Origin of the sequence: Xenorhabdus thailandensis (genome assembly GCF_037996785.1) — a bacterium.
GTDB classification, from domain to species: Bacteria; Pseudomonadota; Gammaproteobacteria; order Enterobacterales; family Enterobacteriaceae; genus Xenorhabdus; species Xenorhabdus griffiniae.
This window is the reverse complement of record NZ_JBBMXF010000009.1, coordinates 229,908-253,632: the sequence shown is the minus strand read 5'-3', so window position 1 is coordinate 253,632 and position 23,725 is coordinate 229,908. Positions and strand designations below refer to the sequence as shown.

At 39.6% G+C, this 23,725-nt stretch carries 18 protein-coding genes and 2 pseudogenes; 6 read left to right on the top strand and 14 right to left on the bottom strand.

Annotated elements, in window-relative coordinates:
* Positions 1 to 45 precede the first annotated feature (45 nt).
* Both AAC853_RS09485 and AAC853_RS09480 read right to left on the bottom strand, forming a co-directional pair.
* Positions 46 to 1,989 (bottom strand): pyridoxal phosphate-dependent decarboxylase family protein, encoded by a 1,944-nt coding sequence (locus tag AAC853_RS09485; protein ID WP_340614403.1) that lies wholly within the window; start codon positions 1,987 to 1,989, stop codon positions 46 to 48.
* 459 nt (positions 1,990 to 2,448) lie between these two features.
* A complete protein-coding gene (locus AAC853_RS09480) occupies positions 2,449 to 3,336 on the bottom strand; it encodes a dimethyl sulfoxide reductase anchor subunit family protein (RefSeq protein WP_340614402.1) in 888 nt (295 codons plus the stop codon).
* Positions 3,337 to 3,602: 266 nt separating this feature from the next.
* Between AAC853_RS09480 and AAC853_RS09475 the strand changes: the two genes are divergently transcribed.
* Both AAC853_RS09475 and uspE read left to right on the top strand, forming a co-directional pair.
* Positions 3,603 to 4,358 (top strand): FNR family transcription factor, encoded by a 756-nt coding sequence (locus AAC853_RS09475; protein WP_340614401.1) that lies wholly within the window; start codon positions 3,603 to 3,605, stop codon positions 4,356 to 4,358.
* Positions 4,359 to 4,487: 129 nt separating this feature from the next.
* Positions 4,488 to 5,432, top strand: coding sequence for a universal stress protein UspE (uspE, locus tag AAC853_RS09470; RefSeq protein ID WP_338882283.1), 945 nt, complete (start codon positions 4,488 to 4,490; stop codon positions 5,430 to 5,432).
* Between the two features lie 118 nt (positions 5,433 to 5,550).
* Here the strand turns inward: uspE and AAC853_RS09465 are convergent, their stop codons facing one another.
* The 6 genes and pseudogenes from AAC853_RS09465 to AAC853_RS09440 all read right to left on the bottom strand — a co-directional run.
* Positions 5,551 to 6,414, bottom strand: coding sequence for a DMT family transporter (locus AAC853_RS09465; RefSeq protein ID WP_340614400.1), 864 nt, complete (start codon positions 6,412 to 6,414; stop codon positions 5,551 to 5,553).
* A gap of 116 nt (positions 6,415 to 6,530) precedes the next feature.
* Positions 6,531 to 7,448 carry a tyrosine-type recombinase/integrase gene (locus AAC853_RS09460; RefSeq protein WP_340614444.1) on the bottom strand — a complete coding sequence of 306 codons (918 nt, stop codon included), beginning with the start codon at positions 7,446 to 7,448 and terminating at the stop codon, positions 6,531 to 6,533.
* A 330-nt stretch (positions 7,449 to 7,778) separates the two neighbouring features.
* On the bottom strand, positions 7,779 to 8,705 hold the full coding sequence (locus AAC853_RS09455) for an SMP-30/gluconolactonase/LRE family protein (RefSeq protein ID WP_340614399.1): 927 nt from the start codon (positions 8,703 to 8,705) through the stop codon (positions 7,779 to 7,781).
* A 5-nt stretch (positions 8,706 to 8,710) separates the two neighbouring features.
* Positions 8,711 to 10,081: a glycoside-pentoside-hexuronide (GPH):cation symporter gene (locus AAC853_RS09450; protein ID WP_340614398.1), complete on the bottom strand. Its 1,371-nt coding sequence runs from the start codon at positions 10,079 to 10,081 to the stop codon at positions 8,711 to 8,713.
* A gap of 30 nt (positions 10,082 to 10,111) precedes the next feature.
* Positions 10,112 to 10,395 (bottom strand): annotated as a pseudogene (locus AAC853_RS09445) (class II aldolase/adducin family protein); the annotation flags it as partial.
* 2 nt (positions 10,396 to 10,397) lie between these two features.
* Positions 10,398 to 10,784, bottom strand: a pseudogene (locus AAC853_RS09440) (Ldh family oxidoreductase); the annotation flags it as partial.
* A 313-nt stretch (positions 10,785 to 11,097) separates the two neighbouring features.
* On the opposite strand from AAC853_RS09440, the gene AAC853_RS09435 reads away from it, so the two are divergent.
* Together AAC853_RS09435 and AAC853_RS09430 are read left to right on the top strand one after the other, a co-directional pair.
* Complete coding sequence (locus tag AAC853_RS09435; RefSeq protein WP_422824202.1) at positions 11,098 to 11,484, top strand: DUF1440 domain-containing protein; 387 nt, start codon at positions 11,098 to 11,100, stop codon at positions 11,482 to 11,484.
* 380 nt (positions 11,485 to 11,864) lie between these two features.
* The gene (locus AAC853_RS09430; RefSeq protein ID WP_340614397.1) at positions 11,865 to 13,538 is read left to right on the top strand and encodes a cyclic peptide export ABC transporter; all 1,674 of its coding nucleotides are present in this window, start codon (positions 11,865 to 11,867) and stop codon (positions 13,536 to 13,538) included.
* Between the two features lie 43 nt (positions 13,539 to 13,581).
* On the opposite strand, the gene AAC853_RS09425 is transcribed toward AAC853_RS09430, so the two are convergent.
* Genes AAC853_RS09425 through AAC853_RS09410 form a run of 4 tightly spaced genes read right to left on the bottom strand, consistent with a single transcriptional unit; the run spans position 13,582 to position 18,180 of the window.
* Positions 13,582 to 14,817, bottom strand: a complete 1,236-nt coding sequence (locus AAC853_RS09425) for an HlyD family secretion protein (protein WP_340614396.1) — start codon at positions 14,815 to 14,817, stop codon at positions 13,582 to 13,584.
* Complete coding sequence (locus AAC853_RS09420; RefSeq protein WP_340614395.1) at positions 14,810 to 16,261, bottom strand: TolC family protein; 1,452 nt, start codon at positions 16,259 to 16,261, stop codon at positions 14,810 to 14,812. Before AAC853_RS09420 ends, AAC853_RS09425 begins: the two co-directional genes overlap by 8 nt.
* The gene (locus AAC853_RS09415) at positions 16,254 to 17,450 is read right to left on the bottom strand and encodes an ABC transporter permease (RefSeq protein WP_340614394.1); all 1,197 of its coding nucleotides are present in this window, start codon (positions 17,448 to 17,450) and stop codon (positions 16,254 to 16,256) included. The genes AAC853_RS09420 and AAC853_RS09415 overlap by 8 nt, the downstream gene beginning before the upstream one ends.
* On the bottom strand, positions 17,443 to 18,180 hold the full coding sequence (locus AAC853_RS09410) for an ABC transporter ATP-binding protein (RefSeq protein ID WP_340614393.1): 738 nt from the start codon (positions 18,178 to 18,180) through the stop codon (positions 17,443 to 17,445). Before AAC853_RS09410 ends, AAC853_RS09415 begins: the two co-directional genes overlap by 8 nt.
* A 349-nt stretch (positions 18,181 to 18,529) precedes the next feature.
* On the opposite strand from AAC853_RS09410, the gene AAC853_RS09405 reads away from it, so the two are divergent.
* Positions 18,530 to 18,832, top strand: coding sequence for a hypothetical protein (locus AAC853_RS09405; RefSeq protein ID WP_340614392.1), 303 nt, complete (start codon positions 18,530 to 18,532; stop codon positions 18,830 to 18,832).
* Between the two features lie 306 nt (positions 18,833 to 19,138).
* Here AAC853_RS09405 and pntB read toward each other — a convergent pair whose 3' ends face one another.
* Both pntB and pntA read right to left on the bottom strand, forming a co-directional pair.
* Positions 19,139 to 20,527, bottom strand: coding sequence for a Re/Si-specific NAD(P)(+) transhydrogenase subunit beta (gene pntB, locus AAC853_RS09400; protein WP_340614443.1), 1,389 nt, complete (start codon positions 20,525 to 20,527; stop codon positions 19,139 to 19,141).
* A 25-nt stretch (positions 20,528 to 20,552) separates the two neighbouring features.
* Positions 20,553 to 22,088 carry a Re/Si-specific NAD(P)(+) transhydrogenase subunit alpha gene (pntA, locus tag AAC853_RS09395; RefSeq protein ID WP_340614391.1) on the bottom strand — a complete coding sequence of 512 codons (1,536 nt, stop codon included), beginning with the start codon at positions 22,086 to 22,088 and terminating at the stop codon, positions 20,553 to 20,555.
* A gap of 383 nt (positions 22,089 to 22,471) precedes the next feature.
* Between pntA and ydgH the strand changes: the two genes are divergently transcribed.
* Positions 22,472 to 23,425 carry a DUF1471 family protein YdgH gene (gene ydgH / locus AAC853_RS09390; RefSeq protein WP_338882270.1) on the top strand — a complete coding sequence of 318 codons (954 nt, stop codon included), beginning with the start codon at positions 22,472 to 22,474 and terminating at the stop codon, positions 23,423 to 23,425.
* Positions 23,426 to 23,725: the final 300 nt, after the last annotated feature.

The following is a 23,725-nucleotide window of genomic DNA, read 5'->3' as shown; positions in this document are numbered from 1 at the left end:
CATGCATTTTGAAGTTATTGGTATAAACATTTAAATTGATATTTATTAACCAATAAATGGTGTATCTAGTTCTAATTTTAACCGGGACTTTTTCTCTTCTTCATCAACAATCTGGTTCAATTTCTTCACAAAGATAGCTTGAAGTTGCTGCCAAAACTCTTCAAAGTGCTCTTCATTGCGTAAGCAATAAGTCATTACCGCTGCGCGTAGTACATAGATATTGCGTACTTTTTCCCATTCATTACGGCTAAAACCGCATTTCTCTGCATAGTGCCACGGTGTATCACCATATTCTTTATAATCTAATATGGTTGAGGAAGTGAGAAAATCATTGGCATAAGCACGTCCTGTGGAATATGAGCAAAGCTCGTATAAACGCTTGTTAAGCGCATTATGATTGCTCAGACTTTCGCTGCCAATTTCTTTGAACGTAAAGTTGATCATATGGAAATCAGGGGATGGAAAGATATGTACTTCAAATTGATGTTTACCAATCTCTATTGGTGGTAAGTTTGCCAATTTATTCAACAACCTTTGTGCTGTGACGATACCCGCCGCAATTATTTTACCATATCCATTAATATTCAAAGGTAACAGACGATGAGCAGCCCAAAGTGCCGCTGCTGTTGCTCCCGATTTTGAACCTTCCATGATGGATGAACCAAGAATTCCCCGACTGACGCTATTTGTTTTTTCATCGTGGTCTTCAAATACATAGGCTGCATGTGAAGAGATCAATTCGAGAATACGCTTGTCTTTCATGCAGACAGCTCCCGCTGCATATTGAATGAAACCAACTTTATGTGGATCCACAGTAATCGAATCGACTTCTTTTAATGCCTTGAAGCTTTGGTAAACTTCAGGTTTTGGCCAATTGATATTTTCCGGCATAATCCCCACCGAACGGTGGTAACTGGCCAACTCATCATATTCTACAAATTCACCCTGCTCATTTAGGAGCATGGAACACGCATATCCTGCATAAGCTGCATCAACGTGAATGTAGAATGATTCGCCATAACGTTCCTCACACTCTTTCCTCAACGCAATGATTTCATCAATCCGATCAATGGCTCCAACTTCCGTTGTGCCCACCACGGCAATCATTGCCAGGATTGGTTCACCTTGTTCAATTAATTCAAAGATGATTTTCCGTATTTGGGCAATGTCAGTTTGATAGTTATCATTTACAGGTAATGGAATAATGTTTTCTTGGCCAATACCAAAAATATCTGCAGCTTTCATCCAAGAATAGTGCTTGGATTGTGGAACCAGTAATTTGCCTAGAATTTCTGCTTTAACTCCCGTACCACGGCATGTCATGTCGCGAATTTCTTCAAACAATTCACGTTCTTGTAGCGCGGTAATCAGATCTAAAAGTTCAGCGGTTGGCATATTTTTCAATTGCCGGGACGTTTTATGTTCGATGAGATCTTTTGCTTTAGGATGCTGAGATATAGCAAAGGGCAATGTTTTTAAATTCCTGGCTACCCACAGCCCTTCATAATTAGCTACTGTGCCACCCGATGTGATATGTCCCCAGGACTTTTTCGGGTCATAACCAAACATGCGGCAAAGATCTAATCCTGATTCAAGCTCTAATTCTGTTGTTGTTGGAGACGCTTCGTAACTACAGTTATTCGGGTTGTACATCATGGCCATAACGTAGGCAAGATTAGAAACCATTAAGGTATCGCTATTAATATGGCCAAGGTAACGAGGAGAAAAGAAAGGAATAGACGTGTTTTTCAATTTTGCTGACAGCTGATTTAAGATCCCTTCTGTACGATAAAGTGTTTCTCTATAGTTATGTTCATAGCGATCAACGGATGTGACTAGGGTTGAATCTTCGGGGTGAAAACCTGAACGCCAGTGTAAATGTTCGCTCACTGCATAATCTATCATCTCTCTAAAAAAAACAGCGTTTTCTGATTTTGGTCCCAAAAATAATGCATCTACATTTAAATTAGGATGAAATTGTTTAGTCATGATGAGTAACCTTTTTAATTGATTATTTTTATCTTGTCTTAAATTGAGTTTTTATAAAATCATTAATGGATTTATTTTTATTTTCTGTTTTTAACGACAAGTGCATTGAGGAAGTGATAAAACCCCTACAATAACTAACCGAAAACGATTTTTTAATTTTCTGCCACAGAAAAAACATTCTGTAATATTATGCTGGCGAATCAACTTACTTTATATAGATATAAAATATAATCCTTATTACATTAATAATTAACTTATTATTAATTTTGTGCGCTACCACAAAGAAATGAAAAGACACCCAATAGTAACTAATTACAAATATCTTTTTTGAAAATATAAATGTGGTGACTTTTATGCATAACAGAAACTATGACATTGCCATAGTTTCTGTTATGTCGAAAGAAGAGTGAAAAGAGTATGATAACCAGTTGAGATAGTATTAATTGTTTATCATATTTTTCACATAATAAAAAATGTATATTGATTGATTGTTTCTGCAACAAACATAAGTGCCGTCCCAGAGATAATATAATAGTTATTATTAATCAATGAGTTATATTTTTCCTTCCATAGGGAATAAGTCCAGATTGCCATTGCGATAATATACAGGCACCATGAAATCATTCTTAATCCAAAGGCACTTTTGATATTAAATTCAGCTTGATGTGGAAAAATGATATTATTATTAACAATTGTACTTTCCGTTAACCATTCCATATAGGCAGGTTGTTCGATCAGTCGCATTGTGACGCTAATGAAAACAACCAGTAAAGCTGATATCACTAATTTGAGCGCTAATCTTCCTCGAAAATATTTTCCTACCGGGTAGTAAATAACTGACAGCGCTAATGCCGGTCCTAACGTAAATACTGCGCTATAAAATAGAAAATAGGTATTAATGTTTGTCCAAGTCAGCATGGCATTATTGACATAAATAATTGTCATATAGTAAAGATCAATTAAACCAATAATTCCAATTGCCAAAACAATGTAGATATAGGTACGTTTTGTGATCATAAAAAAAATCGTATATAAAACCAGTAGACTAAAATAAATGATTGCAAAAATTGTTTCTGTGTTTGCCCATTTCTGTATTACATTTTGCAATGTGTGATAAATACTAAATGGGTATTCTTCTATCTTCAAAGAAGCAGATAACCCTATTCCTGCCAACGTGCTGCTGATTAATAACGTTCTTAGGAATATTTTTTGAGCAAAAATGGTCGCTGAATGTTGCAGCATGTTTAACCCATGCTGAATCCAGTAAATATAAAGACTGCTCATCAATACGAACCCTACTGAGCTTTGTACTATCATTGTAAATGCAATTAACGACCATTCATTCATCTCACAATCCTCTATTCCATTTCTTTGTAACCAGATAACGTCATCGACGCATATTATATCCATATATTGTTAACTCAATTTCAGTTTTATTGAGATATTATATTGAGTGGTGTAAATTTCATGCAGGCTCGATATTGAACAAAAAAATTTCATTTTTTCATCTGGTGATGATAAATACCACGATTAATGGCAGTATCTTGCTCTTATCAGAGCAACCTAAATATGTTAAGTTTACGTATATTAATCACTTCTAATGAGCACTCCTTATGATCCCGGAAAAACGTATTATTCGTCGGATTCAATCTGGTGGTTGTGCAATCCACTGTCAGGATTGTAGCATTAGCCAGCTTTGCATTCCTTTTACTTTAAATGAACATGAACTTGACCAGCTTGATAACATCATTGAACGTAAGAAACCTATCCAAAAAGGGCAAACGTTATTTAAGGCCGGTGATGCACTAAAATCACTCTATGCCATCCGCTCTGGAACTATTAAAAGCTATACTATTACTGAAGAGGGTGATGAACAAATTACAGGTTTCCACCTTGCTGGTGATTTGGTTGGATTTGATGCGATCATTAATATTGAACACCCAAGCTTCGCCCAAGCGTTGGAAACTTCAATGGTATGTGAAATTCCCTTTGAAACTCTAGATGATCTTTCTGGGAAAATGCCCAATCTTCGCCAACAAATGATGCGTTTGATGAGTGGAGAAATTAAAGGCGACCAAGAAATGATCCTGTTACTCTCCAAAAAGAACGCAGAAGAAAGATTGGCTGCTTTTATTTACAACCTGTCACGTCGCTTTTCACAACGCGGTTTCTCACCGCGTGAATTCCGCCTCACTATGACACGCGGTGATATTGGTAACTACTTAGGCCTGACTGTTGAGACAATTAGTCGCTTACTTGGCCGTTTCCAAAAAAATGGAATTTTAGCCGTCAAAGGTAAGTATATCGCGATAGAAGATATGAATAAATTGACCGTGTTGGCTGGTAAGTCTCCAGCTAATGTTTCTTAATAAACGTTAGTTAAATTTTAGGCCAATCACGATATTTTGCTGATTTGGCTTATTCTTACCCTGTTATAGTTGTCCATATTGGTTTATCTTCTTATGAAAGAGGTATTCAGACTCTGCGAGGAACCTTATATGGCAAACTATCAAAACCTCTTGGTTGCAATTGACCCTAATCAGGATGATCAGCCCGCATTAAGGCGCGCAGTCTATATCGTGCAGCGTAATGGTGGGAAGATTAAAGCGTTTTTACCTATTTATGATCTTTCATATGACATGACCACCTTGCTTTCCCCAGAGGAAAGGAATGCTATGCGGAAAGGGGTCATAGGCCAACGAGTCGCTTGGATAAAACAACAAGCCCATTACTATCTTGAATCAGGCATTGATATTGAGATAAAAGTGGTTTGGCATAATCGCCCTTATGAAGCCATTATTCAAGAAATTATTAGTGAAAATCACGACTTATTATTGAAAATGGCACATCAACATTCCCGATTGGAATCAATGATTTTTACACCACTTGATTGGCATCTGCTACGTAAGTGCCCTTGTCCAGTCTGGATGGTTAAAGATCAAGTATGGCCAGAAAATGGTTCCGCTGTTGTTGCTGTCAATTTATCTAATGAAGAACCTTACCATAATGAACTGAATCTGAAATTGGTGCGTGAGACACAAGAACTCGCCAATCGAGTTGTAAAAGACCCTCTGATCCATCTTGTTAGTGCTTATCCAGTAGCCCCTTTAAATATTGCAACTGAATTGCCTGACTTTGACCCTAATGTGTATAACCAGGCGTTGCGTGGCCAACATTTAATCGCAATGAAAGAGCTGAGGCAGAAATTCTATATTGATGAGCAGCAAACTCACGTTCACGAAGGTATACCGGAAAAAGTCATCCCTGAAATATGTGATGAACTCAACGCTGGTGTGGTTGTTTTAGGTATCCTTGGTCGAACTGGGTTATCAGCCGCGTTTCTTGGTAATACTGCCGAACATGTCATTGATCGACTAAAATGTGATTTATTAGCTATAAAGCCTGATGGTTTTGTTTGCCCAATCAAGATAGATGTTGAGTAATGTGTTTAGTCGTTGATAGATTGCCCGGATTTTATTTCGGGCAGTCATAAATTGTACATAATGATTCATATAAATTCACAATGATTTTAGCCAGTTGAATTTATTTAAGATGATCAATTTACTTTGTTTTTTTCTTACGAAAAACCAGAGCCAAACCGATTATTATTGCGAACATTCCAAGGATGCTTAAAGTAGATAATGTATTACCTAGAAATAAGTAATCCATTATTGCTGTTACTCCTGGAACAAGGTAAAACAAGCTAGTGACATTAACCAGATTACCAGCTCTGATAAGTCGATAAAATAATAATTGAGCGACTACAGAAATCACTAAACCAAGCCATAATGCAGGTACAATAAAACCGATGACAGGTTCAATATGAAAGGGAGTGAAAGGTATAAATAACAGGCAAAGCAATAAACTTACGCCATATTGTAATGGTAATACTTCGGAGGGATCTTGCTGGATTTGTTTCTGAAAAATGGCGCCAATACTCATACAGGCCAGTGCAGCTAAAGCGAAAAAAGTCCCGGAAAAGGAAAATCTTGTCAAAACTAATCCTTGAAAAACAACAAGTACTAATCCAATGAAAGACAGGGACAATCCTACTAAACGGTACGCAGTGAAGTTTCTTTCTATCACCCACAGTGTAATAATTGGCTGAATTCCCATTACTGTAGCCAGGATACCAGGGGTTATGCCATTTTCTAATGCCAGAAAATAAAAAATGGAATATCCTCCAATGATCAACAATCCCACTGCGGCAATTTTATTTCTGCTTCCAGAAGCAGGAAGAAAACGTTTTTTGAACATGCAGAGTAGTAGCAAAAATAGAAACGCAATCGTAAAACGCACTATCAAAATGGCAAAAGGAGAACTATGATCCAATCCCCAACGAGAAAAAATTGCGCCACTACTCCATAATAAAACAAAAAAGGAAGTTGAACCGTAGGCACTCCAAAGTGTCGTTTTTTTGGCCATACAAATATACCTATTATAGTTATTTATAAAAGGTTAATAATTAACACTGAATGAAGTAATTTGTCGAATAATATTTGACCGAAGAAAAATAGAACAGAATCTCGGTCATCTTTTTATCAAAAATCCAGATTTTTGGCCGCATTTCTTAGACGTTCATCTCCACGGCGATCATACTTTTGGGTTGTCGTGATGCTTGAATGCCCCATTGCATCTTTGACAGTCACGATATCTTCACCATTGTCCAACATGGCTGACGCAAAAGTTCTGCGCATATCGTGCGGGGCAAATTTTTCCAATCCGCTTTCTATTCTGCGTATTTCAAGAATGTGATAGATAGCTTGATCTGATAAACGATCATCAGTGACATCATCATGACGACGAATTCGGGTAAAAAGTGGGCCTGGGTGATCTCCACGTACTTCCTCTATCCAACGATTTAAACGTTCCCAGGTTCCTTCTGGCATATAGGACAACCGCTCTTTATTCCCTTTTCCCATGACTCTTAATGCTTGTTCGCGATGAATAATGTGCTTCATATCGAGTGAAACAATTTCTGAGCGACGAAGCCCGCACCCCAAAAGCACACCGATAATGGCAGCATCGCGTAACCCTTTTGTGCTGATATCATTTTCGCAGGTAAAAAATAATGTTCTGATTTCAGAACGCTCAAGTGCCCTGCCTTTTGGCAGCCGATTTCCCCTGACAGATCGCACCTGTTTTATATGCTGAAAATTGTCGGTATCGAGTTGTTTCATTGTCCATGCTTCTAATGCAACTCCTTTCAAGGCCGAAAGATAAGTATTAATTGTTGCGGGAGCTTTACCTGAAGCTGAAAGCATTTCCATAATGGCTTGAACATGGTGGCGACGAAGTGCATGCCAAGTACAGTCCTGCACATTTTGATATCCCAACATTTTTGCCACGATATCTAGAAATGATTTCATAGTTTGGCGGCTGCGTTTTGATCCCAGACTGACAAGATAAGCAATGGCGGGGTTGTTATGGAACTGTTTTTCCGATGCTGATAGTGACATCAGCATCCCTGTTTCTTGTTGGGAATCGATCGGTACAATCAATGATTTTTCATCATTGCTATTTTCGTGGTTGAACGGAATAGACATTTCCATTTTCCTTATGGTTTATTTTTGTTCAATTTGGTGAGGGTTTGATGGTTGCGCTCTGTAAAAATCACAGTTTTCCCTTTGCTCATCTTATGCAATAAATCTTACTTTTTCAAATGGCTCTTTTAATAAGTAGAAGTGTTTTGAAGAAAAAAGTCTAAATATAATCCATGATAACAAATTGAATTTAATGAAAATTTATTACAAGAGGTTAAAAATTACTCTGGAGAGTATTTTGTTGAATTACTCTTCGCTCTCTTTGGTATTTCGGTACCTTGTATTACACACAATGATCGTTTTCCACCTGGCTGATCTGTGGTCACTTGGAGAGAGAAATGCAATAGGTATCCGGTACAACGATGTTGTGGCTGTAATATATAATTGGTCACCGTCAACACCGCCCAATGTACAATTCGAGACTTGTTCTGGGACTTTAATCTTACCTATCTGTGCACCAAATTGATTAAAGATGATAACACCGTCTAAACAACTGCAATAGATATTCCCTAACTTATCAACACAAAAACCGTCAGGAAATCCGGGTGATACAGTAGCAAAATGTTTGCCCGCGCCTAATGTTTTGCCTTGTACTGGATAGATACGAAGTTCATGTCTGCCATTCCTAGGAAAATCGATAATAGACATATCAGCAATATATAGCCATTTCTCATCTGGAGAAAATGCCAGTCCATTTGGACGTTGAACATCACTGGTTACAATCGAGATACGACCATCATCTGGATCATAACAATATACATAGCACCCAATAATCTGGCTTTCTGATTTATACCCTTCATCATCACTGATAATTCCGTAAGGAGGATCAGTAAACCAAATCGTTCCGTCAGAACGCACAACGACATCATTGGGTGAATTGAATCTTTTACCATCTATTTTATCCACCAGCATTATGACGCTACCGTCTTTCTCTGTGCGAGAAATACATCGCCTACCATGTTCACAACTGATCACCCTTTCTTCTTTATCCAACACATTGCCATTGGCGTAGTTAGAGTGTTGCCTCCAGACACTGACCCCATCATTTTCTGACCAGCGAAACATCTTATTTCCTTTCACATCACTAAAAATAATAGCATTTTCAGTTGGGAGCCAAACCGGACCTTCTGCCCAGATAGCAGGAGAGCAGAGTTTTTCTAAATATGTTTCCATTATCGTTACCCTTCTATTTTAGGAATGTCGGTTCTGGCTCTTCTCTTCTTTAATCCATTTGCAACTTCTTGCATCACAAAATGATCCACTTTTAGTAACTTCACAGAGAGAGCAGTCAGAAAATAACCTATTGCAGGAATAATGGTAAAAAGCATGATGATTGATAACTGAACATGCTCACTCTGTGCCATTTGATTCGCATCATAATTAACCAATGTCAGTAATCCGCTGACTAATGAACCTGAAAAAGCCAAGCCTAATTTAAGCGCTAAAAAATTACATGAAAAATTAATTCCAGTTAAACGCTTGCCTAATTTATATTCACCGTAATCATCAACATCAGCCATAATTGACCAATTAATCGGTTGAGCAATTTGGTGAATAATATTGAGTATAAAATAGATGACCAATGTTAAATAAAACATATCTGGGGGGACGAAATAGAGTAATAAGGAAAGCAGCGCCATAACCAAACTCACCCAATAAAATATCCTGAGTTTACAAAAACGATCACTTAACGGCTTGGCTAAAGCGCTGCCAATCGTCATACCAATGACGCCTAAACTCAAAAATAGGGTGGAAAATAGCTCAGTGGCGTGCATCACCCATTTCAGGAAATACATGGCAGCAGCCATTCTGATAAAACCGGGCAATGCGTTAATGAAAGTGATAAGCAATAAACGAGGCCATTGATCATTGCGCAAAATATCACGATAGTTTTTTAAGATTGAATCCCGCGTCGGGATCATCGGACTCACCCGCTCTCTGACTAAGGAAAAACAGAGCACAAACATAACCAGGCCAACCGAAGCCAGCAGAATAATCGCACCATGATAGCCTTTTGCTTTATCACCCTGACCAAATAGGCTGACCAACGGCAGTAACGATGATGTCAAAATAAGAGTGGCAACACCAACCCCAATGAATCTGAAACTTTGGCAAGCAACACGTTCGTGGTTGTCATAACTCATCACACTCCCCAATGAACAATAGGGAATATTAATAAATGAATAACTTATTGACATCATTAAATAAGTGATGAATGCATAGATAGCTTTGCCAGTGTAGCCCAAGTTTGGGGTAGTAAACATTAATACCGTAAATAAGGCATATGGGAAGGCAAAAAAGAGAATATAGGGCCTGAATTTACCCCACCTTGTCTGCGTCCTGTCTGCAAGATAGCCAATGATGGGATCTGATATCGCTTCAATGAGCCTGACACCTAGCCAAATAGCGGCAACTGTACCAGCATTAAGGCCATAAATATCTGTATAATAAAAGTTTAAAAATAGAAATACAGCCCCACCAACAATATTACAACCTGCATCGCCAAATCCGTATCCTATTTTTTCTAGAACAGAAATTTTCTCTTTCATAATTAAAACCCATATTTTATTCGCAAAAAATTACAGGCTATCTTTTTGTCCATAATAAGCATTGACTCCATGCTTACGTAAATAGTGTTTGTCCAGTAATTCTTGCTGCATAAATGTAATGGGTTTAATTGCCAGGAAAATAAACTCATATAAGCGCATTCTTCAAGAACAACGGCATTATGTACCGCATCCGCCGCATTTTTCCCCCATGTAAAAGGCCCGTGGGAATGAACCAAAATGGCAGGAATTTTCATTGGATCGAGATTTTGTTCGATAAATGTTTTAATAATCACCTCACCCGTTTGGCGTTCGTAATTTCTGCGGCTTGCCAGCCGTAGCTTCCTCCCCGCATCCAGTGATTGGCATTACGTAATGCCACCAAACCTATGCCATGTTCCGCTGCTAATTCTGTGGCTCTATCCATCATTGCCTTAGCAGTGAGGTTGCCAATCGCACGTTGTGCATCCCACTGTTCAATGGCCCCCAACGATGCCACACATACAGGCTTGGCCTCGGGAATGATATCGCCGGCATCAAGCTGCTGGACAAAGCGGGGAAAGCGGTTTATGCCGTGTGAATACACACCGTACTCGGTGGTGGTGGCGAACATCTCCGCACATGCATCTGCGGTTTCAGCTTGAACACCATGAGCAAGCAATATCTGAGTAAGTTGCGCTTTTAATTGCTCAAAGGTGATTTTCATCCCAACCTCCTCAACACGGATCCTAATGATAGTAATCCTATGAAATAGATATAAGATGGGAGTATTGTATTTATTCAAACTTCAACATTGGGGTAATAAAATCTGTAATTTTTGACGTTATTACTGGTATAACAAGGGAGAGAAGAAAGAGAATGCTGAATAAAAATATTTTATAAGGAAGTACTATGAACTCTCTTTTGGCAGCAACTAAAAAAAGTACCCGGCATTACGGTATTGCATTATGGGCGGGTTTTCTCGGTGGAAATATTGCCAGCTTTGTGAAATCTTTGTGAAATGGGGAACAGAAAATCTTATGCCCCCCAGAACCCCCGACAGAGCTATCCCCCCAGTTGAAATGCTGCAAGATTGGGGATTTAAAGTAAACGATATGGTTTATCATTACTCTGGACATATTGTTAATTGGGGAGTGGCAAGCGTTCACCATCTCTTCTCCATCATTTTTGCCATGGTTTATTCTATTTTTCCGACCGTAAAATTATGGCACAGTGTCGCCTTTGCCCTGCTTATTACCGTTGTTTTCCACGGCATGGTGTTGCCCATGAATGGATGGTCACCACCTTTCTGGCAATTGCCTTTCGATGAGATTTTCTCTGAGATCATTGGCCATATTATTTGGATGTGGACAATTGAAGTGTTTAGACGTGATATCCGTAACCGAATGACCCCAAAAGCTGAGTGATTATTTTTAACGTGTCAGTGCGATAAATCCCTCTTCCAGGCCATGAACCTCTATCCCTTACCCGAAAATGGCGCTTTGATTTCTTTATGTAAGTATTGTTCTTGTAATTGGTGTGCCTGTATTTGTTTCCAATGGTGAGTAATTACTCTGAAAATGGGTTTAACTGATTTACTTTGTGACATCGTCACTTATTTTACCTGACAAGCTTTGGAGAAAATCGGATTGTATTAATAATTATAATGTATTTAGGGTGCATTGAGGATACTTTATGAAACAGAGTGGTACAATTTCATCACCTTAGCCAGGCTTACGGGACAAGCGCCTTCGCCAGAAAGGATAAATACTTTGGCTAGTAACCTACAAAATTTATGGATCCATAAATGAATATTTCGACAATAAAGCAACCAGCCTATCAGATTTTATTCTTACTTTTGTTTCGTTCGCGCTGGGCATTTATCATTGCTATCTTTGCCAGTATCGCCAATGGTATTTCTAGTGTTTCTTTGATTACATTAATTAATAGAGCTGTGACGATCCCCAAAGAAAGTTACTCTTCACTCGCTTGGTATTTCGGTATCCTGGTTGTGTTGGCTATTACTTGTCGCATATTGAGTGGCGTGATTTTCGCTAAATTAAGCCAGAACACAATAGCGAAAATGCGCCAACTTATTTCAGAGCGCGTTGTTAGTGCCCCCTTTCGCCAGATTGAGCTATTTGGCTCGTCTCAAGGTCAATCTATTATTACTGATGATACAACTAATGTATCAATATTATTCTTCACTTTACCTAATATCATAATGCAGGGATCTATTGTACTAGGCTGCCTCGGTTATCTGGCTTGGTTATCCTGGCCTATATTTTCCTTAGCATTGATTGTAGTCATCATTGGTTCAGTGGGTTATAGCCTTGGTGGAGCTAAAGCTATCTCTTCGTTCAAAGCCGCGGGCAAGGCGCAAGATCGTCTCTTTAGTCACTTCAATGCGTTATTTTCTGGTGCAAAAGAGTTGAAGTTACATTTCTCACGTGCTCAGTCTTTTTTTACCCACTCGCTTAATAGTGAAATTGATGCGGTACGCCAGCATCGTACTCGTGCTTTTAGTGTTTATGCCTTTGGCACTGGTTGGATCCTCTTCTTATTTTATGTGTTCTTGGGCGTGGTAATATTCGCTCCGATAGTAATGCCCTCTCTTGAAACAGCAAGGTTATCGGGTTATCTAATTATCTTTCTGTTTATGTTGATGCCCTTGGATGGGTTGCTAAACAGTATTCCAGCACTGAATGCTGCTCGTGTGTCGCTAGACCGAATTGGAAATGTACTTTCTGAATTGAATGCACAAGATCACTTTGGTCAACAAATCTCTGCTAATGAATTTGGGAAAGTTCATTCACTACGCCTGTCTGGTATCACCCATAGTTATTATCGAGAGAAAGAGGATGAAGTATTCCAACTTGGCCCCATTGATATGGAACTTAAAAGGGGAGAAATTACTTTTCTGATCGGTGGGAATGGTAGTGGTAAGACGACTCTAGCCAAGTTATTAGTCGGCCTCTATACACCGGAAAGTGGTGTCATTACTGCTGATGGACAGGTAATTACTGACAACAATAGGGCAAACTACCGACAATTATTTTCAGCGATTTTTTCTGATTTCCACCTTTTCGAAACTTTGGTCGGTCTGGGTGACTCGGATTCAACATTGGATGCACGTGCTAATGCGTTACTCGCTAAACTACATTTAGATCACAAGGTAAAAATTGAGAACGGTTGTTTTTCGACCCGTGATTTATCGTTAGGACAACGGAAACGTCTTGCCTTGGTGGTTGCCTATTTGGAAGACCGGCCATTTTATCTGTTTGATGAATGGGCGGCTGATCAAGATCCGCTGTTTAAGGCGGTATTTTATCAGGAATTACTGCCCGAATTAGCCGCGCGAGGTAAGGCCGTGTTGGCTATTACACATGACGATCGTTTTTTCCACTTGGCTGACCATTGTATCAAACTGGAAAATGGCCGACTTCTTAGTAAAGATGACCGTACTGAAATAGCTCAGTGATATATTTATATGCCTTACCAAATAGAAAGTTGAGTGATTATTTTTAACGTGGCAGTGCAATAAATCCCTCTTCCAGGCCATGAACCTCTATTCCTTCCGGCATAGCTTCGCCAACAGTGACCTGACGAGTTACAGCCTGCTGTTTTAAATCCGGGCGCCAGTTTACGGTTAATTGTCCATTATTAGCGCGAGTTAGCGCTGCTTCGGGTACAACAATTCCCTGTTCATTGCGATAAATAACAATATTGACTTTGGCACTCATTCCAGATCTGATAGGATGACTTTGATTCATAGATGAAATCACTTTGATCACAATATCATAATAAATTGCTGATCCTGGTTTATCCGTACTCACACTTTGCATCGCAATAGTCTCAATTTCTCCATCCAGAGGATGTTGAGAAAATCCCTCTCCAGTAATTTTTACTGCCTGCCCTTCTTTAAGTTTAGCGAGATCGGTTTCTTCTACCTGCGCCAATACCTGATATTGGGTTGTGTCCATAATTTCCAGTAATGGCATACCTTCGGTCACTCTAACGCCTGTTTGAATCGTTAACAGCTTCTTACTTTCTCCCTGTGTTGCCCTAAGTACGACACCCGAAAATGGCGCTTTGATTTCTTTATGTAAATATTGTTCTTGTAATGTCTGATAGCGGCTTGTTGCATTCTGAAGTTCCATCTCTGCAACACGCACATTATTCACGCTTCCTTTTTGTCGGATGGATGCAAGATCGTCCTGTACTGAAGCAAGTTCCGTTAATTGTCGGCGAAGTTGCTGCTGGAGGTTTTCCACTTCCATTTTTGGCACGATGCCCCGTGAAAACAGAGCCTGAGTTTTGGCAAGATTGTTTTTCAGTTCCATAACCATATGGTTGGCATTTTCAACGTTTCTTCTGGCGCGGATAACTTCCTGGCTGTTTTCCCAGTCATGCAATTGGTCAACGACTGATGAGGCTTTTATCATCTCAACTTGCGCTTGCCGAAGATCAATATCAATCTTTCGGGTATCAAGCGTCACTAATGTTTGGCCAGCTTTCACCCACTGCCCTTCTTTGGCCGAAACTTGTTTGATAATCGCATCAAATGGAGTAGGTATAGTTTCAAGACGTGCAGATTGTAGATTGCCGACCAAACCAAGTTGTTTTTCTATAACGGTTTGTTTTACTTCAATCCATTGTACTGACTCCTGAGCTGGTGATTGCTTTAAGGATAAAAAGACTAAAAAACAAGCCGCCACAATAAATATGCCAGCAATGGTCCATCGATAACGTTTAATCATTGAGTGTTATCTCCCAGCTTTCCAGTGTAGTACCAAGAATTTGATCGAGTTCAGCTTGAGCATTGAGATACTGAATAAGTGTGTTCAGGCGTGCATTTTCAGCATTTCTTAGGTCAGTTTCAAAACTCAGAACCTGAAAGTTGCTGGATAGGCCAGCCTGTAATTTTTCCTGTTCAATTTCGAGTTTCTTTTGAGAAAGTGAACTGGCTTTTATCGCTAATTGATATTCCTGCCAGCGTGATTCTGTGTCGCGGATTGCATTGATTATCTTTTGCTCCAGATTCGTTTTTGCCTCTTCCAAGCGTAAGGCTTGCTTCTGGACATTGACTTTCGCCTGAACTTCTGCTTGTTTCTGAGTCATATCTCCGATTGGAATATCCAATCGTATACCCACAAAATTTTCCCAGTTTCGGGTTTCAGAAGAGGATGAACGATTCTGCGATGTGCCACCAACCAATGATAAATCCCAGAGCCGGTCATTTCGTGCCTGCAATAATTGAATATCGGCTGTTTTTGCAGAAAGTAATTGAATAAGGTAGTCAGGCTGCTGGGCCTGTGCCTTGGCAATTGATTGTTCAATATTCAGATTAACATGCGTTCCTTTTAGCGTATCTGTAGCATAGATGGGAGTTTTATGGTTTAGGGCAAGTAACTTGAGTAATGCCAGCCTGGTGGAATGCACATTGTTTTCCGCCTCTTTGGCCGAAAGTTCCTGCATCGCCAAATCAGCCTGTGTTTGTATGATATCTGTCTGGGCCATTCTGCCTGCATCAATCAACTCTTTGTTAATCTCGACTAATTTTCGCATCCGCTTAAGGGAAGCGATAGATAATGATTGTTGTTCCTGAGCACGAAGTAATGCATGGTATGCAAAAATAATTTGCGTGATGGAATCGGAAATAGTCGCTTTTAAATTCAACCTATTGGTTTGTTCCTGGAGTTTAGCCAATAAGATCGGAGCATTATTAACATCGGTTCCTACTCCTCGTAAGAGAGGCTGTACTACAGTAATACTTGCGCCATCATTGTGAAGGCTATTAATCCCAGATCTCGTGCTTTCACGCGTCCAGGAAAGAGTAAAACGAGTTCCCAACGGGGTGAATAGTGTAGCATTCGGTGAAAGGTTAGTTTTCTTGAAATTTGCATCCTGATTTTTACCCGCAATGTAACGCCCACTTAGCTGTAGCTTTGGTGTAAATCGATCTTCTGCTACCCGTAAATCAAATTTTTGGGCGATACGATCCAGATAAACACTACGTATTGCGTAGTTATTTCTTAAACCCAGTGATATTGCATCACTCAACGATAAGCCTATAGCCTGTTCTGAGGCTTTCCGGTGCAGACTGTAATCAGGTTCTCGTTCCTGTTCAGATGCAGAGAGCACTGTTTGAGGAAAAATGAAAAACAAGGTCAGAGCGCCATAAAGAAAATATTTTTTAATCATCACGTAATGCCTGTACGGGTTCCATTTGAGAGGCTTTATGTGCGGGATAAAAACCAGAGATAAGTCCCGCCATGATTGAACTACCTATCCCTAAAGGAATAGATAAAGGGGCTAAAGAAAATGACCAGCCAGAATAAAGGACAAAAAGAAAGGCGACGATAATACCTGCCAGTGTCCCAAGAATGGCGCCGGCTAAAGTCAAGGCTGCTGCTTCATACAAAAAAAGGCGCCTGATATCTTGAGTTCTTGCTCCCAAAGCCATACGTAACCCGATCTCTTTTCTGCGGGCGGAAACGTTCATCAGCATTACATTGGAAATTGCAATACCGCCGGTGAGCAACGAAATACCCGCCAGCCCGATCAACATAAAAGAAAAGGTTTTGCTTTGTTCTGTCTGCCCTTTTAGTAATTGTTGGGCTACCCGAACATTAATATCAACTGCCGGAAATTTGCGCTTGAGCAAGGCCAATAAATCCTTCGCATCACTTTCTGTGGTTGCGGTCGTTATCGTGCGAGCAATGATGCCATTTAAATCGGTATTGGGTGAGATTTTACGCATGGCATTGATGGGCGCAATCACCACCGAATCCAGCGAAAAAGGAAAGATAGGGTTTTGCCCTTTTATAGCGAAAATACCAATGACGGTATATAAATAGTTGCCAAGCTGAATCTGTTTGCCAAGCATACGGGATGCGTCCCCTTCACCCAGGGTAACTGCGACTTCATTACCAATGACCACATAAGAAGAGTGCTGATCATAATCTGTGATAAATCGGCCATAACGAAGTCGCAATTGCATGACTTCCTCAAGTTCCGCAGAGGAGCCTATCATGGTAAAGGTTTCTGTTTTTCCGTTATAGCGACCGGGCGAAGGATAATAAATCCAGGGGGCTGCGGAAGATAATCCCGGAATAGCGGTTGTCAGATCGGCCATTGTAATTGACTCACTACCAATCCCATGATTATAGGAATTCAGATCTGCTGTAATGACATTGATATCCAGCCCGCTGAACATTTTCAACGCAGCCAGTGTCGCGTTATGTCCGGTATTCACAAATGCCACAATAGAAGAGCAACCAATAGCAATACCCGATAAAGCCAGCAAAGTGCTTCTTCCAGTTGCCATTAAGTTACGCCAAGCTTCTCTCCAGATCATTAATATCGACATGCCATAGCTGCTATCATGCATGTATTGTCATCCCTCTGGTTTCATGCAACTGACCGTCAATGATGCGTAATTCACGCTGCATATGGTTCGCAACCATAGCATCATGGGTTATTACGACCAGCGTCATCGCCTTATCTGTATGAAGAGAAGAAAGTAGTAATAAAATTTCTTCTGCGGTTTGGCGATCCAGATTGCCGGTAGGTTCATCAGCCAATAATAACGAGGGGTCTCCGACCAATGCTCTGGCGAGCGCAACGCGTTGTCGCTGTCCGCCAGATAAGTCTGCCGGATAGCGAGTAGCACGATGTGAGAGACCAACCAAATGTAGTTTTTCTTTGGCAATTTTATGAGCTTGTGAGGTAGGAATGCCGCGGTAAAGAAGCGGCAAAGCGACATTCTCTGTGGCTGTCATTCCGGCTAACAAATGGAAGCTTTGAAAAACAAAACCAATTTCTTTATTGCGCATTCTGGCTCTGAGATCAGTATCTGCTGTTGACATATCAACGCCGCAAAGAAAATACTCACCGGTGGTGGGTTTATCCAGCAAACCAAGGATGTTTAGTAAGGTGCTTTTACCTGAACCTGATGTTCCGACAATAGCGCAACTCTGACCAGCATAAATTTGTGCCGTTATATTTTTTAGAACGGGTATTGGGTTCTCTCCACCCTGTTGATAAACACGGGTTAACCGCTGCATATTAATGACAGGTGATATCGGTATTGTGGGATGAATCGAATTTATAGTATCCATTGTTTTTATAATATCCCCTTTTTTTAATATCTATCTTTATCTAATATTTCCAACTTAATTAATAAGTGGATAATTAGATTGCATTAAATCAATGTTGTTATTATGAATTATATTGTAATTTCCAATAATTCATTCCCATCTTGAAAAGAGTAGAAAAATAATTATTGATTACAAATGATGATAATGGGGATTATATTTCCAATCCAGAATATAAAAATATAATAAGTTTCCAAATTTTGAAATTGCAATATCGTTAGGTGGTGATTTAGATTTAACGTGCGTTATCAAATAAGACTTTATAAGTACTATATTTAAATAGAAAATTATAAAATATTACAGGAGAATGTTTATGTTTAAGAAATTATTGACTGTTGGGGCATTAGCCGCAAGTATTGCATTAACTGGAGGAATTGGGACTGCATTGGCAGCAGATAAATGTCCGAATGAAACACCCAAACCTCTTTATGGTTCTAATGGCTCTAAGTGGGAAAGAGTCGTTGTCAATGATAGAAACAATTTTGCTAGTTCATTTGAACAAAAATATAATGGTAAAACAATTAAATGGTATTTAAAATCTAAACCACGTGATAATGCTTGTTTGCATAATGGAAAAGTCGCTTATTATGCTCGCTATGAAGGTAGAGTAATATAATTAATGGTTTGATTAAAAATATTTTAATAAAGTCATATAAGCCTCGTTAAAAATAACGAGGCTTATATGACTTTATTATGGATAAAAACATTTTTACTCGTGAATCATAGTTATCAAATAACCACATATTTATCATCATCAGTAAAATTCATTGAAAGCGCTGATACCGACTTTGTTGTCAACTTTCCATTGCTGTTTCTTTTCTCACGAATAACATAAGTCTATCGCAGATAGTGAACATCATCAAATCATAAAAGAGCTTCGTGTTATAACGCGAAGCTCTTGAGATTTTAAGGTTGGTTTGAGTTATAAAGTTCGAAGGATGGCTTCTACACTTTCTTTCGCATCGCCAAACAGCATTTGTGTATTCTCTTTAAAGAATAATGGATTTTGTACTCCAGCATATCCCGTATTCATCGAACGTTTAAATACGATGACATTTTGTGCTTTCCAGACTTCTAAAATTGGCATTCCAGCAATAGGGCTTGAAGGATCTTCCTGAGCGGCAGGGTTTACGGTGTCATTAGCCCCTATAACTAAAACCGTGTCTGTTTCAGGAAAATCGTCATTAATTTCATCCATTTCTAAGACAATGTCGTAAGGAACTTTAGCCTCGGCAAGTAATACGTTCATATGACCTGGTAATCGTCCCGCAACGGGATGAATGCCAAAACGAACATTGATGCCCCTCTCTCGTAATTTGGCTGTAATGTCATGAACAGGATACTGCGCTTGAGCGACTGCCATACCGTAGCCTGGAGTAATGATGACCGAGGTGGAATTTTTCAACAGTTCAGCGACCTCTTCTGCTGTTGTTTCGCGGTACTCTCCCAACTCTTGATCATCACCTGAAGTACTACCATCTGTACCGAAACCGCCAGCAATGACACTGATAAAGGAACGGTTCATCGCTTTACACATAATATAAGAAAGGATTGCCCCCGAAGAACCTACTAAAGCACCTGTAACTATCAGTAAGTCATTACTTAGCATGAAACCGGCGGCGGCGGCTGCCCAGCCTGAATATGAGTTCAGCATGGAAATAACGACAGGCATATCTGCCCCACCAATCGAGGCGACTAAATGCCAGCCAAAAGCGAGTGCGATAACTGTCATCACTAGTAAAGTGAAAACTTGCAAGCCAATACTTCCTGTTTTAATAAAGATGAGCATTAAGATAAAAGATACAATCAATGCGCCCAAATTAAGTTTGTGCCGATGTGGCAACATCAATGGCTTGGAAGAGATTTTTCCGCGTAATTTACCGAATGCGACAACTGAGCCAGTAAAGGTTACAGCACCAATAAATACCCCAAGAAAAACTTCTGTCAGATGAATGTTTTCCATAATGGAGCTGGTAAAATTATTATGGGTGATAAAACTGTTGAACCCAACCAGAACCGCCGCCAATCCGACAAAACTGTGCAGGATAGCTACCAATTCTGGCATTTCGGTCATCTCTACTTTTTTGGCGAGACGAATACCAATAACTGCACCGATAACCATCGCTAAAATAATCCAGCCAATTTTACCAGTATCGGGTCCTAATATTGTGGCAACCAGCGCAATGGCCATACCAACGATACCAAAAATGTTACCGCGTCTAGAGCTTTCGTGATGGGAAAGTCCGGCAAGACTGAAAATAAACAAAATGGCGGCAACAATATAGGCTGCTGTAACTATTCCATTTGATATTACTCCGCTCGACATAAGTTACCCCCTATCCTTTACGAAACATTTTCAGCATACGTTGAGTGACAGTAAAGCCACCAAAAATATTGATGCTGGCAATTAACACGGCAATGAATGAGAAGAAACTTACCCATCCTCCTTCTCCAATTTGCAATACGGCTCCAACTACAATAATCCCTGAAATGGCGTTGGTAACAGACATTAATGGCGTATGTAATGAGTGACTGACATTCCAGACAACGTAATAACCCACCACACAAGACAAGGCAAAAACAGTAAAATGAGATAAAAATTCTTTTGGCGCAACGTGTGCTATCCAGCCATACAGAATTATCGCTAGTACGAGCGTTCCATACTTCAGCCACGGAGATTTAGGTTTTTCTGCTGGTTTCCCCTCTTTTTTTACTGACGTCGGTTTGGCAACTGTAGGTTGTGCCGAAACTTGGATAGGCGGGGCTGGCCATGTGATTTCACCTTCTTTAATGACAGTGACACTACGTATAACGACATCATCAAAATCAATGGTGATTTCTCCATTTTTTTCTTTGCACAATAGTTTCAGTAAATTGACCAGGTTTGATCCATAAAGTTGTGATGCTTGCGTCGGCAATCGGCTGGGCAAATCTGTATAGCCGATAATTTTCACCCCATTTGTGGTCACGACAAGATTATTGGCTTCCGTATATTCACAGTTACCCCCATTTTGGGCAGCCAGATCGACAATTACGCTGCCAGGTTTCATGGAATCAACCATTTCTTTCGTGATAAGTCGTGGTGCCGGTTTCCCTGGAATTAATGCAGTTGTAACGATAATGTCAACTTCTTTTGCTTGTGCAGCAAACAGTTCCATTTCTGCTTTGATAAAAGCGTCTGACATCACTTTTGCATAACCATCACCACTGCCCGTTTCTTCTTTGACATTTAATTCTAAGAATTCAGCCCCCATGCTTTGAACTTGCTCCTTAACTTCTGGGCGTGTATCAAAAGCACGGACAATTGCACCAAGGCTACCGGCAGCACCAATTGCAGCCAATCCTGCAACACCTGCTCCAATAATCATGACCTTAGCTGGTGGTATTTTGCCTGCCGCTGTAATTTGCCCTGTGAAAAAACGGCCAAATTCATGGGCAGATTCGACAATAGCGCGATAACCCGCAATATTTGCCATTGAGCTGAGGGCATCTAAAGATTGAGCACGAGAAATTCGCGGAACTGCGTCCATAGCAAAAACAGTGATCTTACGTGCCGCTAGTTTTGCCATTAATGACGGATTTTGCGCTGGCCAAATAAAACTAACCAGCGTAGCACCTTCATTCATTAAGGCAATTTCATCCTCTTCAGGGGCGTTTACTTTTAAAATAATGTCTGATTGCCAAACTTGGTGGATTTCTGCTATATCAGCCCCTGCTTTTTGATAAGCAACATCACCAAAACTAGCAAGTTGCCCTGCTTTTGTCTCAACTGTGACGTCAAACCCCAATTTCTGCAATTGCTCCACGGTTGATGGGGTGGCAGCAACGCGCGATTCATTGGAAAGTCGCTCTTTTGGTACACCAATACGCATAATGTATCCTTATCTAATGAAATATTGCTGATTATTACCTCTTTGGAACCTATTTAACGATTAGATTAACTTTATTGCTGCTATCAACAAGACCTATCAATAGAATACCAAATAGTAACTTAAAGAAAATAATGTCAACGAATTATCATAAAATGAGAGAAACAAAATGACCTTTTAATGTAAATAATTATTTATCTTGTATAAATTACTATATTTATTAAAATTCTTAGCATCTTATACTAAGGGCTAGCAAACGTTTCTTTAGTAGGCATAATTTCTTGCGGTAATTAGCATTATTACATGTAATAATTACGACCTATGTGATATATAACAATGTTCAGCACGTTATAAATATTTTAATGCGCAAGGCGAAAGGATTTTTTATGAAGCTGAAGACAACGATCATCGCTACTGCGATGTTTTCACTAACCACGATAACCGCTGCACATGCAGCTAAAGAATTAACACCAGAACAGGCGGCAGAGCTTAAACCTTTTGAGCGAATTTCAGTTACTGGCCGCTTTAATGCAATTTATGAAGCAGCGGATGCAGTTTCCCGTCAGGCAGATAAAAAAGGGGCTGCCAGTTTTTACATTCAGAGTCTCGATGATCTTAATGGAAGTGGTAATTTACGTGTTGTCGCCGATTTATACCACAAAGATGCGGAAAAAGCAGATAAAACGCCTCACTATCGTATCTATCGTGGCATCAAAGAGTTACCTAAAACTGAAGCTATTACTTTAGAGCCTTTCGATACTGTAACTGTTAATGGTTATTTCCCGACTGATCCTGATCTGAAAGAAGCCATCGCCAAAGCAGCTAAAAAGAAAGATGCTGTGTCTTTCTATATTGTCCGTGATATTTCACCAAATAATGGTGGAAATCAAATAGTCACAGCATATGTTTATAAAGAAGATGCGCCAAAACGTAAGGTTCAGTCTAGTGAAGCTGTGATCCCAGCCGATTCTGAAGCGGGGCGCCAGGCTCTGGCAAAAGGTGGGGAAGAATCCAGAAAAGTTGAAATTCCAGGTGTTGCTTCTTCAACTTCAACAAGCAGTATAGTCGGGCGTTTTTTTGAAACTCAGTCATCAAAAGGTGGTCGTTACACCGTTACTCTACCTGATGGCACTAAAATTCAAGAGCTGAATAAAGCATCAGCGGCTCAAATGGTCCCATTCGATTCTATTACCTTTTATGGTTATTATACTACCGCACCGGAGGTTTCTTATCAGGTTGCCAAGCGTGCGGCAGAAAAAGGGGCAAAATACTACCATATTACTAGAGAATGGCAATCTAATGGTGGTAATGTCACCATCAGTGCAGATTTATTCAAATAATCATATTATTATCGTTCAGCAAGCGATAAAAAAGGCACAAAGAAAATTTGTGCTTTTTTTATCTTATCTATTTGATATTACATCATTTATAGATAAAAAATTCACTAACATTAAAATACAGAAAGATTTGTAAACTACCCTATTTATCCTTCATTTTCATCAATACCCCTCATATAAATGTTTATTGCTTGTTTTAATATTGTAAAATTTACAGCCAATATTATCCAATATGCTTATCTTGTAAGCACTTCCATGTTGATTAAGGTAATAACATGCATTAAAAAATTATCTGTAATCTGT